The sequence below is a fragment of the Nonomuraea mangrovi genome (assembly GCF_042681425.1).
Lineage (GTDB): Bacteria > Actinomycetota > Actinomycetes > Streptosporangiales > Streptosporangiaceae > Nonomuraea > Nonomuraea mangrovi.
Window position 1 is genome coordinate 428683 of record NZ_JBHUFV010000061.1, and the last position, 15192, is coordinate 443874.

17 protein-coding genes and 1 riboswitch are annotated in these 15192 nt (G+C 71.1%); of the genes, 9 read left to right on the forward strand and 8 right to left on the reverse strand.

The features are described from left to right. The first annotated feature begins 19 nt into the window (after positions 1–19). Positions 20–403, forward strand: coding sequence for a MerR family transcriptional regulator (locus ACFSKW_RS40940; protein ID WP_379579405.1), 384 nt, complete (start codon positions 20–22; stop codon positions 401–403). 676 nt (positions 404–1079) lie between these two features. Here ACFSKW_RS40940 and ACFSKW_RS40945 read toward each other — a convergent pair. From ACFSKW_RS40945 to ACFSKW_RS40955, 3 genes are all read right to left on the reverse strand, one after another. After that, positions 1080–1526 (reverse strand): SAV_6107 family HEPN domain-containing protein, encoded by a 447-nt coding sequence (locus tag ACFSKW_RS40945; RefSeq protein WP_379579407.1) that lies wholly within the window; start codon positions 1524–1526, stop codon positions 1080–1082. A gap of 449 nt (positions 1527–1975) precedes the next feature. Beyond that, complete coding sequence (locus ACFSKW_RS40950) at positions 1976–2179, reverse strand: ferredoxin (protein WP_379579409.1); 204 nt, start codon at positions 2177–2179, stop codon at positions 1976–1978. Next, positions 2176–3339: a cytochrome P450 gene (locus tag ACFSKW_RS40955; protein WP_379579411.1), complete on the reverse strand. Its 1164-nt coding sequence runs from the start codon at positions 3337–3339 to the stop codon at positions 2176–2178. The genes ACFSKW_RS40950 and ACFSKW_RS40955 overlap by 4 nt, the downstream gene beginning before the upstream one ends. An 80-nt stretch (positions 3340–3419) precedes the next feature. Between ACFSKW_RS40955 and ACFSKW_RS40960 the strand changes: the two genes are divergently transcribed. Next, positions 3420–4046, forward strand: a complete 627-nt coding sequence (locus ACFSKW_RS40960) for a TetR/AcrR family transcriptional regulator (RefSeq protein ID WP_379579413.1) — start codon at positions 3420–3422, stop codon at positions 4044–4046. A gap of 388 nt (positions 4047–4434) precedes the next feature. Here the strand turns inward: ACFSKW_RS40960 and ACFSKW_RS40965 are convergent, their stop codons facing one another. Further along, on the reverse strand, positions 4435–5250 hold the full coding sequence (locus ACFSKW_RS40965) for a L,D-transpeptidase family protein (RefSeq protein ID WP_379579415.1): 816 nt from the start codon (positions 5248–5250) through the stop codon (positions 4435–4437). Positions 5251–5347: 97 nt separating this feature from the next. On the opposite strand from ACFSKW_RS40965, the gene ACFSKW_RS40970 reads away from it, so the two are divergent. Both ACFSKW_RS40970 and ACFSKW_RS40975 read left to right on the forward strand, forming a co-directional pair. Beyond that, on the forward strand, positions 5348–5827 hold the full coding sequence (locus tag ACFSKW_RS40970) for a YbaK/EbsC family protein (RefSeq protein ID WP_379579417.1): 480 nt from the start codon (positions 5348–5350) through the stop codon (positions 5825–5827). Continuing rightward, positions 5824–6369, forward strand: coding sequence for a GNAT family N-acetyltransferase (locus tag ACFSKW_RS40975; RefSeq protein ID WP_379579419.1), 546 nt, complete (start codon positions 5824–5826; stop codon positions 6367–6369). Before ACFSKW_RS40970 ends, ACFSKW_RS40975 begins: the two co-directional genes overlap by 4 nt. A gap of 36 nt (positions 6370–6405) precedes the next feature. Here the strand turns inward: ACFSKW_RS40975 and metF are convergent, their stop codons facing one another. After that, positions 6406–7326, reverse strand: coding sequence for a methylenetetrahydrofolate reductase [NAD(P)H] (gene metF, locus ACFSKW_RS40980; protein ID WP_379579421.1), 921 nt, complete (start codon positions 7324–7326; stop codon positions 6406–6408). A 98-nt stretch (positions 7327–7424) separates the two neighbouring features. Between metF and ACFSKW_RS40985 the strand changes: the two genes are divergently transcribed. Further along, entirely contained in the window at positions 7425–8471 is a 1047-nt protein-coding gene (locus tag ACFSKW_RS40985) for a polyprenyl synthetase family protein (RefSeq protein ID WP_379579423.1), read from the forward strand. A 9-nt stretch (positions 8472–8480) separates the two neighbouring features. Here ACFSKW_RS40985 and thiE read toward each other — a convergent pair whose 3' ends face one another. The 3 genes from thiE to ACFSKW_RS41000 are packed head-to-tail and all read right to left on the reverse strand — an operon-like array spanning position 8481 to position 10665. Next, entirely contained in the window at positions 8481–9113 is a 633-nt protein-coding gene (gene thiE / locus ACFSKW_RS40990; protein WP_379579425.1) for a thiamine phosphate synthase, read from the reverse strand. After that, positions 9091–9465: an Rv2175c family DNA-binding protein gene (locus ACFSKW_RS40995; RefSeq protein WP_379579427.1), complete on the reverse strand. Its 375-nt coding sequence runs from the start codon at positions 9463–9465 to the stop codon at positions 9091–9093. Before ACFSKW_RS40995 ends, thiE begins: the two co-directional genes overlap by 23 nt. Before the next feature lie 30 nt (positions 9466–9495). Then, positions 9496–10665, reverse strand: coding sequence for an NAD(P)/FAD-dependent oxidoreductase (locus ACFSKW_RS41000; RefSeq protein ID WP_379579429.1), 1170 nt, complete (start codon positions 10663–10665; stop codon positions 9496–9498). Between the two features lie 57 nt (positions 10666–10722). Then, positions 10723–10838: riboswitch (TPP riboswitch) on the forward strand. Here ACFSKW_RS41000 and thiO point away from each other — a divergent pair. The 4 genes from thiO (at position 10827) to pknB (ending at position 15173) form a co-directional block, all read left to right on the forward strand. After that, positions 10827–11939, forward strand: coding sequence for a glycine oxidase ThiO (thiO, locus tag ACFSKW_RS41005; protein WP_379579431.1), 1113 nt, complete (start codon positions 10827–10829; stop codon positions 11937–11939). (Overlaps the previous riboswitch by 12 nt.) Beyond that, entirely contained in the window at positions 11939–12139 is a 201-nt protein-coding gene (thiS, locus tag ACFSKW_RS41010; protein WP_379579433.1) for a sulfur carrier protein ThiS, read from the forward strand. The genes thiO and thiS overlap by 1 nt, the downstream gene beginning before the upstream one ends. After that, positions 12132–12887, forward strand: a complete 756-nt coding sequence (locus ACFSKW_RS41015; RefSeq protein WP_379579435.1) for a thiazole synthase — start codon at positions 12132–12134, stop codon at positions 12885–12887. Before thiS ends, ACFSKW_RS41015 begins: the two co-directional genes overlap by 8 nt. Positions 12888–13220: 333 nt before the next feature. Continuing rightward, the gene (pknB, locus tag ACFSKW_RS41020) at positions 13221–15173 is read left to right on the forward strand and encodes a Stk1 family PASTA domain-containing Ser/Thr kinase (protein ID WP_379579437.1); all 1953 of its coding nucleotides are present in this window, start codon (positions 13221–13223) and stop codon (positions 15171–15173) included. The last annotated feature ends 19 nt before the right edge of the window (positions 15174–15192 follow it).

Here is a 15192-nt window from a genome sequence, read left to right on the forward strand (position 1 = left end):
AGTCAAGGGGGCGTCACGGATGCTGCTCGACATCGGCGAGGTGGCCCAGCGGTCGGGTCTCGCGGCCTCCGCGCTGCGGTTCTACGAGCGCAAGGGACTGATCAGCGCGACCGGGCGTAACGGGATCAGGCGGACGTACGAGCCGGAGACGCTCAGCCGGCTGGCGCTGATCGCCTGTGCGAGGAGCGCGGGGTTCACGTTGACGGAGATCGGCCGGCTGCTGCACGCCAAGCCGTCCGACGACGCGCTGCGCGAGCGGATGGCGGAGAAGGCGAGCGAGCTGGACGACCGCATCGCCCAGCTCACCAGGATGCGCGACAGCCTGCGCCACGCGGCCTCCTGCACGCACGACCCGCTCATCGCGTGCCCGGAGTTCAAGCAGGTGGTACGGGGAACCGGCTGAGCCGACCGGCGGGTGCCTGAGCGGCTGCGGCGCCGACCCGTCGCCCGCGCCGTACAGCCGAGCCGACGCCGGACACCACCCACCGAGCCGGGCCGCGAGCCCGCCCTGACCGTGGAGGCCGGCACGACCAGCGGCGCCTGGCCGCGAGCCCCCAGGAGCCACCGTCCACGATCGTGGGCCCGTCGGCGACCACGGCGGCCAGGCATAGGGGTCGCGGTCGATCCCGCCCGCAGGCCGCCCCGCATCAGGGAACGCCAGCCGATGTCAGCGCCCGACGACCTGTCGCCGCAGCAATCACATCCAGCCGCTCATCTTGCGCCGGCCGACAGCCCGGCGGCCGGATGCAAGGGTTGCGGTCGATTCCACCCACGGGCCACCCCGCATCCGGGAACGCCGTTCGTCGGCCCGGCGGCCTACGCCCGGGCGGCGGTCGCCCTGGTGCTGAACGTTTCTCGGCCCCGGCATCCGTTCTGGCGGAAGACACCGGGGGTTCGGCCAGGCGACGCGAGGAACAACGCGACGCGAGGAACGGAGTGAGGAGAAGGGGGAGTCCGGCTCGCGGAGGGATCGAGCCGGACGGCCTGCCGGGCGGGCGCTTCGTCCTCCCACCGACGAGAACGAGACGACCGGCCGTGAACCTGGGCCAGGGGAAAAGGGGAGACGGGGAGACGGGCCCTCAGCCCGCCAGGGGAACGTTGACGGGAAGGGCGGGCTGCCCGGGGACGCCGAGGATCTCCTCGACCGTGGCGACGAACGTCTCCGCCTCGGCCAGGAGCTCGTCGGCGTCGGCCATGGTCACGCCGCGCACCATGCCGGCCTCCGCGGCGGCACGCTTGGCGGCGCTGATCGAGAAGTAGGCCGCCCACTCGGCGAGCCTGGGCTCGGCCTCGGGCAGCAGCTCCCACGCGCTGCGCAGCCTGCGCCTGCGGCCCTCCATCGGGCGCGGACGCGCGGCCAGGATGGCCGCCGCCGCGCGCAGGGCGGCGAGGTGTGCGGCGACGTAGCGGGTGGCGGGGGTGCGGGCCGTCACGGCGTCGGCCAGGCAGGTGCGTGAGTCGGTGAGATGCGCCCTGACTGCGGGCGACAGGCGGGGCCCGTGCGTGTCGCTGAGCCTTGTCGTCATGCCAGCCTCCTTTGAGGGGTCTTGGCGGCCCCGGCGTTTCCGCCGGTGAAGCCAACACTTGCAGACCCCACCGACATTTCCGCCGGGCGGCCGGACGAGGAGCTTCCCCTCTCCCCGTCCGGCCAGCGCGCGCCCACTCGTCTCCGCCGACGACGAGGACGCGCCCTTCGCCCGTGGAACCCGACCGCGGGCCCCGCATGGGGGTAGCGGGAACCCGCGACCAGGCTCTTCGACGTGAGCCGCGAGCCTCACGTCACTCCGTCGAACATAATTTCGATGACCATGAATGTCAACCGAATCGCGAACACAGGTTCGATCAATCGGCTTGACCTGCGAAGGCGGCGACGGAGAGCGCGAGGCATGACAAGGGCACGGCCGTCCGCGAGGGAACGTCACCCCAGGGCGTGTCGCCCGACGGCCCGACGACGCGGGTCACGTCGTCGGGGAGGTCAGCGTGCCTCGTCCGCGCGGGTGATGGCGCCGGACGGGCAGAGCGTGAGCGCGCGGGCGACCGCGGCCTCGGCCTCTGGTGGCACCTCGGCGACCTTCAACACGACCAGGCCCTCGTCCTCGTCCTGGTCGAACACCAGCGGCGCGGTCAGCACGCACATGCCGGCGCCGATGCACACGCCCCTGTCGGCGTTGATCCTCACCAGGCCACCTCCAGGGAGTGGACGCCGTAGATGCTCATGTCCGTGCGCATCGGCACCTCGTCGGCGGGGACCGCCAACCGGAGCGAAGGGAAGCGCTTGAGCAGGGCGGGGTAGGCGACCCGCATCTCGATCCTGGCCAGTTGCTGTCCGAGACACTGGTGGATGCCGTGACCGAAGGTCAGGTGGCCGCTCGCGGGCCGCCGTACGTCCAGGACGGCGGGGTCGGGGTAGCGCGCGGTGTCGCGGTTCGCGGCGGGGATGGACAGCGCGACGCAGTCCCCCGCCTTGATCAGCGTGCCCGCGACGACGACGTCCTCCATGGCGGTCCTCGTCGGGCCGAAGTGGATGATCGACAGGTAGCGGAGCAGTTCCTCCACCGCGTTGTCGATCACGGAGGCGTCGTCGCGGACGATCGCGAGCTGGTCGGGGTTCTGGAGCAGCGCGAACGTGCCGAGCCCGAGCATGTTGGCGGTCGTCTCGTGCCCCGCCACCAGCAGCAGGAAGCCCATGCCGGCGATCTCGTCGTCGTTCAGCTCTCCACTGGCGACGAGTCCGGTGAGCATGTCGTTCTCCGGCTCGGCACGCTTGCGCGCGATGAGGGTGTAGAAGTACTTGATCAGGTCGCTGACCGCGGCCGCCAGTTCCTCGGGGGAGCTCTCCAGCCGGAGCAACCGCGACGAGTCGCGCTGGAACTGCTCCCTGTCCTCGTACGGCACGCCGAGCAGCTCGCAGATGACCAGCGAGGGGATCGGCAGCGCGAAGGAGCGCACCAGGTCGGCGGGCGGACCCTGGCGTTCCATCTCGTCGAGGCAGTCCGCGGCGATCTCCTCGATGCGGGCCCTGAGCAGGTTCATCCTGCGTACGGTGAACTGCCCGGTGAGGAGCCTGCGGTAGTGCGTGTGTTCGGGCGCGTCCATCCGAAGGAAGAACCCCGCCGGCACGTCGCTCTCCGGCAGCCTGCGCGACATGAGGAGCGGATGCAGCCGCCGGGGGTCGGTGCTGAAGCGGGGATCGGCCAGCATCGCGCGGCCGGCCGCGTGTCCGGTCACGAGCCAGCCCTCGTGCCCGTCCGCGAACGTCAGCGGCCGCACCGGCGCGGGGTCGCCGAACAGCTCGTCGGGCGGGTCGAACGTGCGCTGCCGGGTCATCGGGTAGGTCATTCCGCACTCCTTCGTGAGATCGACACCTCCAGAAAACATCATCGAATGCAAAAATTCAATCAGTGCAGTACATTAGTTCCATGACGGACGAGGCAGGGCTTAGAGCGCGCAAAAAGGCCAAGACCCGGCGCGCTCTCGTCGAGGGCGCGATGCGGCTGTTCGCCGAGAAGGGGTTCGAGCAGACCACGCTCGCCGAGATCGCCGCCTCGGCCGAGGTGTCGACGCGCACGTTCTTCAGCTACTTCGCCTCCAAGGAGGAGGTCGTCTTCTTCGACGCCGACGAGCGTCTCGGCAGGACCCTCGCCATGGTCGGCCACAGGCAGGAGGGCGAGTCGGTCGCGCAACTGCTGCTGCGGGTGGTCGAAGCGGGCGCGACCTGGGAGGACGAGTTCGCCTCCCGGCTGGCGGCCGAGCGCTTCCGGCTGGTGATGACGGTGCCCGCGCTCCAGGCGAGGGCGCTCCACCTGCTGTTCGACAGCCAGCGGCGGGTTGCCGAGGCGCTGTGCGCGGCCTATCCGGACGAGCTCGACCCCGTGTCGGCCGCGGCGGCCGTGGGGGCGATGGTCGGCGCGGCCAAGCTGGCCGCCGTCATGAGCCTGGCGAAGGGCGAGCCGTACGCGGAGGCGTGGACGGCGGTGCGCAGGGCCGCCCAGGTCGTGGCCGGCGGGCTCGACGCGCTCGGCCGCCCGGCGAGAGCGACCGCATGACCCGCCCTTCGCGTCCCAGCTCTTCACGCTCTGGGAAGGACGCCCTTGACGACCATCCAGATCCGGCAGCCGCACGACCGGGCCTGCGGCGAGGTCCGCACGACGGAGATCCCCCGCGGGGCAGTTCCTCATCGAGGCCGCCTCCGTGCTCACATGGGACGTCAGGGAGAGCCCGGAGGGCATCCTGGAGGTCCTGGTGAGGCCCGCCGTCGCCAGGGTGCTCAGGATCGCCTGGCGGCTCCCCTGCGTGGACGTGACGGCCTACTGGAGCCATGACAGCAACGAGCACAGCGACGGCGGGAACCGGGAGCCTGGAGGGCGCGCGCCCCGGGAGGACGCGCGCCCCGCGCAGAAGCGGACGCGGACGCCGGACCGGCGTGCCGTACGGCTAGCGCTTGAAGCGGCCGCGGACGTGCACGGGCACGCCCTTGCCGAGCATCCCCGGCAGCACCTCGGCCACGTTCATCGGCAGTCGCACGCAGCCGTGGGAGGCCGGGTACAGCGGAACCGACAGCGCCCCGTGGAAGGCGATGCCGCCGTTGAAGAAGATCGGGTTGTAGAGCTGGCCCAGGTACGACTTGTGCCAGCCCGACGCCCGCCACGTCGTCCTGAAGTCGCCCGCCGGCGTGCTCGCCGACCCGCAGAAGCGCTGCGACTTGCCCTGCCACACGGCCGTCTCGCAGTACGGCACGCCGCTGCCCGACGAGGTGTGGGAGATCAGCTTCACCTGGTCGTCGACGTAGTAGACCATGATCTGCTTGGCCAGGTTGACCTCGACCCTGGTGGGCTTGCCGTTCTTGACCAGGATCTGCGGCGACCTCGGGTTCTCCAGCGCGGCCCATGTGCGCTTGCCGATGGTGCTGGTCGGCCTGATCCCGTTGACCTTCTGGAACGCCCACACGGCGGCGAGGGTGGTGCCTCCGTACCTGCCGTCGGGCTTGCCCGGCATGTAGCTGAGCTGCTTGAGCCGCTTCTGCAGCCACACGACCGCAGCGCCCTTCGAGCCGAGCTTCAGCGTCTTGTCAGGCGCGGTGACGACCTTCTCCACCTGCGCGACCGCGCCCGCCGCGGTGACGGGCGAGTCGATGCGCGCGACCGCGGCGGCGGGCCGCGTCTCCTGCGGGACAGCCGAGCCGCACGCTGAGAGAACGACGGTGCCCACCGTCAAGAGAGCAGCCAGGCCGAGCTGGCGTCGAGCTCCCATGCATCCATCCCCTCAAATGATTAACAATCGAATCAAAGGACCCTAGCGCACCACCATGTACCGGCAATTCTTGGGTCAATCTGTTTAGAGTGGGCGCATGCCCGAAAAGTTCTTGCACCCGAACGCTGTTCGCGTGGCATCGGCCCTGCGTGAGCTGGGCGCCACCGGGGAGATCGTGGTCCTGCCGGAATCGGCGCCCACGGCCACCGCGGCGGCCGGCCAGCTGGGTTGCGAGGTCGGCGCCATCGCCAACAGCCTGATCTTCGACGCCGACGGCGCGCCCCTGCTCGTCCTGACCAGCGGCGCGCACCGCGTGGACGTCGAGCTGATCGCCCGCACGGCGGGGGTTCAGCGGGTGCGCAGGGCCGCTCCCGAGTTCGTCCGCGAGGCGACAGGGCAGCCCATCGGCGGTGTCGCGCCCGTCGGGCATCCCGCCCCCATCCGCACGTTCGTCGACACGTGGCTGGACAAGCACCACGAGGTGTGGGCCGCGGGCGGGCACCCGCACACCGTCTTCCCCACGACGTTCGACGAACTCCTGCGCATCACCGACGGCACGGCGGTCGAGGTCGAGTGATCGAGATCCGCGGTACGGGACCTGCGGAGTTCACCGAGCGGCTCGACACGGTGATGGGCATCTACACGGCCGCCATGAACCCGCCGGCGGACCAGATCGCGGGCCGGCGGGCGATCATGCGGGGGCACGGCGCCAACCCCGCCTTCCGCTGCCTGTTCGCCGCGCCGCCCGACGGCAGGGCCGTCGCCTTCGCCTACGGCTTCCACGGCCAGGCAGGACAGTGGTGGCACGACGTCGTCTACCGCGCGCTGCGTGAGAGATCGGGCGTCGCGGTGGCCGACGCGTGGCTCGGCGACTCGCTGGAACTGGCCGAGATCCACGTCCACCCCGACTACCAGGGCAAGGGCATCGGCAGGGCGCTCGTCCACGCCCTGTGCGAGGGGCGGCCCGAGCGCTCGGCCGTCCTGTCGACGCACGACCAGCCGACCGCCGCCAGGCATCTCTACCGGGCGCTCGGCTTCACCGACCTGCTCACCCGGTTCGTCTTCCCCGGGGGCCACGAGCACTACGCCATCGCGGGCACGCCCCTGCCCCTCCCCTGACCGGCTACGGGGAGCCGGGCCCTGCGGCAGGCCCGGTCAGGCGGACAGGGCGGCGGGCTGGATCAGCTGGAAGACCTCACGCGTCGCGCTCGACCTGTTGAAGGTGATGAAGTGGATGCCGGGCGCGCCCTCGTCGAGCAGCCGCTGGCACAACTCTGCCCCGTGGTCGATGCCCAGCCGCCTGACCGCGGCGGGGTCGTCGGCCACGGCCTCGAAGCGGGCGGCGACATCCGGCGGGAACGGCGCGCCCGACAGCTGCTCCGACCTGGCGATCGTGCTCATCTTCGTGACGGGCATGATGCACGGGATGATCGGGGTGTCGCAGCCGCTCGCGGCCACCCTGTCCCTGAGCCTGAGGTAGTCGTCGGCCTGGAAGAACATCTGGGTGATCGCGTAGTCGGCGCCCGCCGCGCACTTCCTGACGAAGTGCGCGGTGTCGCTCTCGATGGACGGCGAGCGCGGATGCTTGTACGGGAAGGCCGCGACGCCGACGCAGAAGTCACCCGCCTGGCGGATCAGCTTGACCAGCTCCTCGGCGTAGAGCACGCCTTCGGGGTGCTGGATCCACTCGCCGTTGGGGTCGCCGGGCGGGTCGCCCCTGACGGCCAGGATGTTGCGCACCCCCGCGTCGGCGAAGCGCCCGACGAGGTGGCGGAGCTCACGGATGGAGTGGTTGACCGCGGTGAAGTGCGCCACAGGGGTGAGCGTGGTCTCATGGGCCAGCCGCTCCACGATGTCGACCGTGCGGTCCCTGGTGGAGCCGCCCGCGCCGTAGGTCACGGACACGAACGTCGGCCGCAGCGCCTCCAGCTCCCTGATGGACCGCCAGAGCTGGCGCTCGCCCTCCTCGTTCTTCGGCGGGAAGAACTCGAAGGAGAAGGAACGGCCGCCAGAGGCGAGGAGATCGCGGACCGTGGGGACGCGATCGGGAAGGACGGAGGGTCGACCCAGAGCCATAATCCAAGGCTACCGGTACGGATGCGGGCGCCGTCGCCACGTCCATATGACGGGAGCGGGAGATCGAAACGTTGGCTACAGCCCGTTACTCTCATGGCATGAGCATGGACACCCTCCGCACCGAGGTTGATCGGTCCCTCGGGGAGTTCCTCGACCGGCAACGCCCCATCGTCAACGGCCCGGACCTCGTCCCCTTGCTCAACGCGGCCAGGGAACTGCTCGCGGGCGGCAAGCGGCTGCGTCCCGCGTTCTGCTACTGGGGATGGCGCGCGGCGGGCGGCTCCGACGAGCCGGGCATCTTCGTCGCGGCGGCCTCGCTGGAGCTGCTGCAGGCCAGCGCCCTGGTGCACGACGACGTGATGGACAAGAGCGACCTGCGCAGGGGCATGCCCTCGGCGCACCGCCGCTTCCAGCGCCTGCACGAGAAGAGCGACTGGTACGGCTCGGCCGAGCAGTTCGGCGAGGGCGCGGCGATCCTGCTGGGCAACCTGCTGCTGATCTGGTCGGGCGAGATGTGGCGCTCATGCGGGCTGCCCCACCTGAACGCCACCCAGCCCTACCACGACCACATGCGCACCGAGCTGATGTGCGGGCAGTACCTCGACCTGCTGGAGCAGGCGCACGGCGAGAACACCTTCGAGTCGGCCTTGCGGGTGGCGCTCTACAAGAGCGGCAAGTACTCGGTGGAGCAGCCCCTCAGGCTCGGCCTCACGCTGGCCGCGGGCGGGAACGCGCCGTGGATCGACGAGCTGTGCGTGGAGTACGGCAACCGCGTCGGCATCGCCTTCCAGCTGCGCGACGACATCCTCGGCGTGTTCGGCGACCCCGTCGAGACCGGCAAGCCCGCCGGTGACGACCTGCGCGAGGGCAAGCGCACCATGCTCATCGCCCGCACCCTGGCCTCGGCGACCCCCGAGGACGCCGCGACCGTCCGCAGGCTGCTCGGCGACCCCGACCTCGACGCGGAGGGGGTGGCCGAGCTGCGCGGCATCATCGAGGGCAGCGGCGCGCTCAAGGCGTGCGAGGAGATGATCGGCACGTACCTGGAGGAGGCACTGACCTCGCTCGACGACGCGCCGATCACCGCCGAGGCCCGTGCGGCGCTGGCCGAGCTGGCGGTGGCCGCCACCACGCGCAAGACCTGAGCGGCCCCGCTACGACGCCAGCCGCTTGGCGAACTCGGCGGCGGCCGCCCCCGGGTCGTCGGCCTCGGTGATCGCCCTGACGACCACGACGCGGCTCACGCCGTAGGACCTGACCTCGTCCAGGTTGTCGAGGTCGATGCCGCCGATGCCGAACCATGGACGGTCACCGAGCGTCGCCGCGTACCTGAGCAGGTCGGGGCCGGGCGCCGGCCGTCCCGGTTTCGTCGGGGTGGGCCAGATCGGACCGCAGCAGTAGTAGTCGACGCCCTCCTCGACGGCGGCGGCGGAGGCCTCCCCCGCCGCATGGGTGGACCTGCCGATGAGGATGTCGTCGCCGAGAATCTCCCGCGCGACGGTCACCGGCAGGTCGTCCTGGCCGAGGTGGAGGATGTCGGGCCTGGCCGCGAAGGCGAGGTCCGCCCTGTCGTTGACCGCCATGAGCTTGCCGTGGCGGTCGCACGCGTCGCGGAAGACCTCGAGCAGCGCGAGCTCCTCGCGCGCCTCCAGGCCCTTCTCCCTGAGCTGGACGATGTCGACCCCGTTGCTCAGCACCGCGTCGAGGAAGTCGGCCAGGTCGCCGCGCTCCCTCCTGCCGTCGGTGCAGAGGTAGAGCCTGGCCTCAGAAACCGAGCGCCTGGGCACGCCGCTTGACCTCGGTGTGGCGACCGGCCTTGATCGCGTCGATGGGCGAGCCGGGCAGGGACTCGTCGGGAGTGAACAGCCAGCGCATCGCCTCGACGTCGTCGTAACCCGCGTCCAGCAGGAGCATGAGCGTGCCGGACAGGCCCTTCACCACGTCCTTGCCGTCGAGGAACACCGCTGGGACCTGAGGGCCGCCGGAGCCCCGCCGTACGCCGAGGAGCTTGTGGTCCTTCAGGAGCTGCTTGGCCCGCCCGATCGTGAGGTCGAGGCGGTCGGCCACTTCGGGGAGCGTCAGCCACTCACCCACGAGCTGGTCCGTTTCCCGGTCTATCTGCGCAACAGAAAGCGTCACGAATCCACCACTACCACATCGCATCCATCTTCAAACTACACAGTCACGTATCGCGACCTCGGGATCTTCCAGTCTGAGGGGGTCCATGCGCTGCCCTGACTCGATGATCCTCCGGCCCTGGACGAGGTCGCGGGGCTTGTTGACCGTCAGCACCCCCGCGAGCCTGTCTTCGTCTGTCAACCAGCAGACCGACCACTTGGCCGCCGTGGGATCGCCACGGCGCAGCAGGCGCGCGCCCGCGTGGTGGCCCGCGTACTGCACCATGTGGCCGAACTGCTCCGACCAGAAGTACGGGACCGGATCGTACACGGCGTCGTCGCCCAGCAGCGTCGCCACGGCGACCTCGGGGGCGTTGAGCGCGGTGTCCCAGTGCTCCACCCGCAGTCTGGTGTGGAAGCGGCGCGACCACCACGCGGCGCAGTCGCCGACGGCGACGACGTTCGGCAGGGAGGTCCTCAGGTGCTCGTCGGTGACGACCCCGTTGTGCAGGTCGATGTCGGAGCCCGCGAGCCACTCGACCGCCGGGCGGACGCCGATGCCCGCCACCACCACGTCGGCCTCGATGAAACCGCCGTTGACCAGCGACACCCCTCCCTCGTCGACGGAGGCGACCATGGTGTCGAGCCGTAGGTCCATCCCCTCGTACCAGGGGATGGTGTCGGCGCCCACCTCGCGGCCGACCACGTGCGAGAGCGGCGTGGGACCCGCCTCCAGGACCGTGATCTCGCAGCCCGCCCTGCGCGCGGCCGTGGCCACCTCGGCGCCGATCCAGCTCGCCCCGATGATCGTGACCTTGGCGTTCTCGACCAGCAGGGCGCGCAGGGTCAGGGCGTCGTCGAGGGTGCGCAGCACGTGCTGGCGGCCCTCGCCGTGGAGCCTGATCGGCTCGGCTCCTGTGGCGATGACCAGGCCGTCGTAGGAGATCTCGCCCTCGGTCGTCTCCACCACGCCGTCGCGCAGCCCCTTGGCCGACACCCCCGGCCTGTGCTCCACGTCCATGGCGTCGAGATCGGAGTCGACGAAGCTGGAGTCGGCGGTGCCGAGCAGCACGGCCTTCGACAGGGGCGGACGGTCGTAGGGCCGGTGCCGCTCCTCCCCGATCAGCGTGATCCTGCCGCTGAATCCGCGAGACCTGAGGGCCTCGACGCTGCGTATGCCTGCCAGTCCCGCGCCCACAACCACGACATGATTCACGCTCATGACCTTAACCAATCCACCGCCGGCGACCAGGGTCCGGGCCATGAGTAGGCTTGTTCGGAGAAGACGCGCGGGAGTCCGGCCGTACCGGGCTGAGAGGAAGGCTTCGAAGGGCCTTCGACCGCAAGACACCTGATCCGGATCATGCCGGCGAAGGGAGCGAGATGGATCTGATCGTGGGCGGCGGCGTGGTGGGCCTGTCCGTCGCCTGGCGTCTGGCCCGCTCGGGCGCCCGGGTCACGGTGATCGACCCGGCCCCGGCCTCGGGCGCCTCTCACGCGGCCGCCGGCATGCTGGCCCCGGTCAGCGAGGTGTCCTACACCGAGGAGCCGCTGCTCAGGCTGGGGCTGGCGGCCCTCGAACGCTGGCCCGCCTTCGCCGCCGAACTGGAGGCCGACAGCGGGCTCGCCCTCGACTACCGCACGCAGGGCACCATGGACCTCGCCTTCGGCTCCGACGACATGGCGGCGCTCGAGGAGCTGGCGGCGTTCATGGACAAGCTCGGGCTGCCGGTGCGGCGGCTGACGGGGCGCGAGTGCCGCCGCCTGGAGCCGATGCTGGCGCCGTCGGTCAGAGGTGGCGTGCTCGCCGAGGGCGACGCGTGGGTGGACCCCAGGCGCGTCACCGCGGCCCTGCTGGCCGCCCTGGAGCGGTCCGGCGTCCCTGTGGAACGGCGGCGCGTGACAGAGCTGGTCCGCGACGGCACGGCCGTGGTGGGCGTACGGCTGGCCCCTGACGAGAAGACGGGCGCCGGCGACGTCGTGCTCGGCGACCGGGTCGTGCTGGCGGCGGGCGCGTGGAGCGGCGGCCTGGCCGGCCTGCCCGTGCGCCCTGTCAAGGGCCAGATCATGCGCCTGCGCTCGCCCTCCCCTCTGCTGGGCAGATGCGTGCGCGGCATGGTCCACGGCTCGCCCGTCTACCTGGTGCCGCGCGGTGACGGCGAGCTGGTCGTCGGCGCCACCCAGGAAGAGCTCGGCTTCGACACCCGGGTGACGGCCGGCGGCCTGTACGAGCTGCTGCGCGACGCGAGGGAACTGGTCCCCGGCGTCACCGAGCTGCAGGTGGCCGACATCGAGGCGGGCCTGCGGCCGTGCACCCCCGACAACCTGCCGCTCATCGGCCCGTACGGCCCCGGCCTCACCCTGGCCACCGGACACCACAGGGGCGGCGTGCTGCTGTCCCCTCTCACCACCGCGCTCCTCCAGGGCGAGGAGGGCGACCTGGCCGCCCTGTGCTCGCCGCAGCGGTTCCAGACAGCCGGACAAGGAAGTATCTGATGCACGTGACGATCAACGGGGCCGCGCACGACGTGCCCGACGGCACCACCGTGGCCCAGGCCGTCCAGCGGCTGACGTCCCAGACCACGGGCGTGGCCGTGGCGGTCAACGACGAGGTGGTCACCAGGGGTACGTGGGCGACCACGGCGCTGGCCGACCGCGACAGGATCGAGATCCTCACGGCGGTGCAGGGTGGATGAGCTGATCATCGCCGGAGAGAAGTTCTCCTCCAGGCTCATCATGGGCACCGGAGGCGCGCCCTCCCTCGAGGTGCTCGACCAGGCGCTGGTCGCCTCCGGCACCGAGCTGACCACCGTCGCCATGCGCCGCCTCGACCCCGGCGCCAGGGGCTCGGTCCTCGACGTGCTGCGCTCGCGCCAGATCAAGGTCCTGCCGAACACCGCGGGGTGCTTCACGGCGGGTGAGGCGGTGCTGACGGCGCGGCTGGCCCGCGAGGCGCTGGGCACGAACTGGGTCAAGCTCGAGGTCATCAACGACGAGCGGACGCTGCTGCCCGATCCGATCGAGACGTTCGACGCGGCCGAGCGGCTGGTGGCCGACGGGTTCGTGGTCCTGCCGTACATCGGGGACGACCCGGCGCTGGCGCGGCGGCTGGAGCAGGCCGGGTGCGCGGCGGTGATGCCGCTGGGCGCGCCGATCGGCTCGGGGCTCGGCATCCGCAACCCGCACAACATCGAGCTGATCGTGGAGGCCGCCTCGGTGCCGGTGATCCTCGACGCGGGCATCGGCACGGCGAGCGACGCGGCGCTGGCGATGGAGCTCGGCTGCGACGCCGTGCTGCTGGCGACGGCGGTCACCCGGGCGCAGCGGCCCGAGCTGATGGCATCGGCGATGCGCGCCGCGGTGCAGGCGGGACGGCTGGCCCGCCAGGCGGGCCGCATCCCCCGCCGCCGCTACGCCGAGGCGTCCTCCCCGACCACCCTCTGACCCCGCCCTCCGACCCCGGCGATCTTTCAGAGCACGGCCCTCCTGCTCCCTCCGGAAGCCCCGCCGGCCGCCGGTCTCCTCGAGAAGACCGCGCCGTCCCCTCCCTCTGCCCCGCGGGCCGGCGGGGATGGCAGGCGCGGCGGTGCGCCCGTCCGGGGGTTGCCGACGAGAGGCGGAGAAGCCCCGTCCGCCGGCACGCGCGACACCCCGGGAAACCCCGGCCAGACGGCCACCCGCACGTCCCACAGGCCTGTTCAAGATCATGAATCAAACGGGCATCGGTTTGGGATTGTCGGGCCCTGCCGGGGGCGAATCGCCCGTAAACTCTGCGGGGTGGACACGACGATCGCGGACCCCCTGGTAGGGCGACTGCTCGACGGGCGCTATCGCATCGAGTCCCGGATCGCCCGGGGCGGGATGGCGACGGTCTACCTTGCGCTCGACATCCGGCTCGACCGCACGGTCGCGCTGAAGGTCATGCACTCCTCGCTGGCCGAGGACCCGGCGTTCGTGCGCAGGTTCATCGGCGAGGCCAAGTCGGTGGCCAGCCTCTCGCACCCCAATGTGGTGCACGTCTTCGACCAGGGTACCGACGGCGACGTGGTGTACCTGTCGATGGAGTACGTGCCCGGCAAGACGCTGCGCGACGTGCTGCGGGCGCGGGGCAGGCTGCCCGCCCGCGAGGCGCTGGAGATCATGATCCCGGTGCTGGCCGCGCTCGGCGCCGCCCACCAGCAGGGCATGGTCCACCGTGACATGAAGCCGGAGAACGTCCTGCTGACCGACGACGGCAGGGTCAAGGTCGTCGACTTCGGCCTTGCCAGGGCCATCGAGGCGACGAACCAGACGCGCACGGGCATGATGATCGGCACGATCGGCTACATGTCGCCCGAGCAGGTGACCACCGGAGGAGCCGACGTCCGCAGCGACGTCTACGCCGCCGGCATCATGCTGTTCGAGCTCGTGACCGGCCGCCAGCCGTACGACGGCGAGACGCCGATGTCGGTCGCCTACCGGCACGTTCACGACACCGTCCCGCCGCCCTCCTCGCTGATCCCCGAGGTGCCACCGCTGATCGACACGCTGGTGGCCCAGGCGACCGCGCGCGATCCGCAGGACCGTCCGGCCGACGCCTCCGCGATGCTGGTGGCGGCCGTCGACGCGCACAGGATGGTGCCGAGGGAGTCGAGCCCGCCGTACTCGACGGGCCAGCACTTCATGCCCAACGCCTCGCAGCCGCATCCGCAGCAGCCCTCCCAGCCGAAGGTGGCCGCGCCGAACCCGACGCTGGTGGCGCCCCGCGCCGAGGTGCTGACCGCGCCCGCGGGGCAGGGCGGCGAGCCGCCCGCGCACAGGCGCGCCCGGAGCGGGTTCAGGCCCAACTGGTTCCTGGTGACGCTGGCCGCGCTGATGGTGGTCGCGGTCGGCCTGACCGGCTGGTACTTCGCGCAGAACAAGTACGCGATCGTGCCCGACCTCGTCGGGCGGAGCATCGCCGTCGCCAAGAGCGAGGCCGCCAAGAACGGCTTCGTGGTGAAGGTGGCGCAGGGGCAGTACGACGAGAAGATGGAGGAGGGCAAGGTGCTGAGCACCGACCCCGCCTCCAAGACCGAGGTGGAGATCGGCCAGACGATCACGATCGTGCCCTCGCTCGGCGCCAAGCGGGTGACCGTGCCCAACCTCGAGGGTCTCGACCAGAACAGCGCGGCGGTCAAGCTGGCCGAGCAGGGCCTCAAGGTCGGCAAGGTGACCAAGGTCGCCAACCCGAAGGTGCAGCGCGGTCTCGTGACGCAGACCAGGCCGAGTATCGGCGACAGCGTCAAGGAGGGCACCCGCGTCAACCTGGTGCTGAGCGCGGGGCTGGTGATGCCCGACGTCAGCGGCATGTCCAAGGACGAGGCCGCCCAGTTCCTCACCGAGCAGGGCTTCCAGGTACAGGTCAACGAGGTCGACGACGACGCCGAGCCGTGCCAGGTCATCTCGCAGAACCCCAGGCCGAAGGCCGAGGTCGACCCCGGCACGATGACCAGCGTCACGGTCTCGCGCTGCGGTGGCGGCTGGATGGACTGGTTCGGCAAGAACAACAGCCAGGCCGAGGACCAGACCGAGTTCAGGATCGTCCCGAACGTCGTGTTCAAGAGCGTGCGGGACGCGACGACGGAGCTGCAGCAGCAGGGCTACCGGGTGAGGGTGCGCAATCTGACGAACGGCGAGCAGGTGCGCTTCCAGCGTCCGCTGGCCGGGGAGGAGCGCCCCGCCAACACCACGGTGACGATCTGGCGCTGAGCGGCCGGAACGTTCTCCG

Bases quoted from the DNA above. Each gene is read 5' to 3' on its own strand.
- thiS (WP_379579433.1), top strand. From the start codon at position 11,939: ATGCACGTGACGATCAACGGGGCCGCGCACGACGTGCCCGACGGCACC.
- ACFSKW_RS40940 (WP_379579405.1), top strand. From the start codon at position 20: ATGCTGCTCGACATCGGCGAGGTGGCCCAGCGGTCGGGTCTCGCGGCC.
- ACFSKW_RS40945 (WP_379579407.1), bottom strand. From the start codon at position 1,526: ATGACGACAAGGCTCAGCGACACGCACGGGCCCCGCCTGTCGCCCGCA.
- metF (WP_379579421.1), bottom strand. From the start codon at position 7,326: ATGGCTCTGGGTCGACCCTCCGTCCTTCCCGATCGCGTCCCCACGGTC.
- ACFSKW_RS40970 (WP_379579417.1), top strand. From the start codon at position 5,348: ATGCCCGAAAAGTTCTTGCACCCGAACGCTGTTCGCGTGGCATCGGCC.
- ACFSKW_RS40960 (WP_379579413.1), top strand. From the start codon at position 3,420: ATGACGGACGAGGCAGGGCTTAGAGCGCGCAAAAAGGCCAAGACCCGG.
- ACFSKW_RS40955 (WP_379579411.1), bottom strand. From the start codon at position 3,339: ATGACCTACCCGATGACCCGGCAGCGCACGTTCGACCCGCCCGACGAG.
- thiO (WP_379579431.1), top strand. From the start codon at position 10,827: ATGGATCTGATCGTGGGCGGCGGCGTGGTGGGCCTGTCCGTCGCCTGG.
- ACFSKW_RS41000 (WP_379579429.1), bottom strand. From the start codon at position 10,665: ATGAGCGTGAATCATGTCGTGGTTGTGGGCGCGGGACTGGCAGGCATA.
- ACFSKW_RS40965 (WP_379579415.1), bottom strand. From the start codon at position 5,250: ATGGGAGCTCGACGCCAGCTCGGCCTGGCTGCTCTCTTGACGGTGGGC.
- ACFSKW_RS40985 (WP_379579423.1), top strand. From the start codon at position 7,425: ATGAGCATGGACACCCTCCGCACCGAGGTTGATCGGTCCCTCGGGGAG.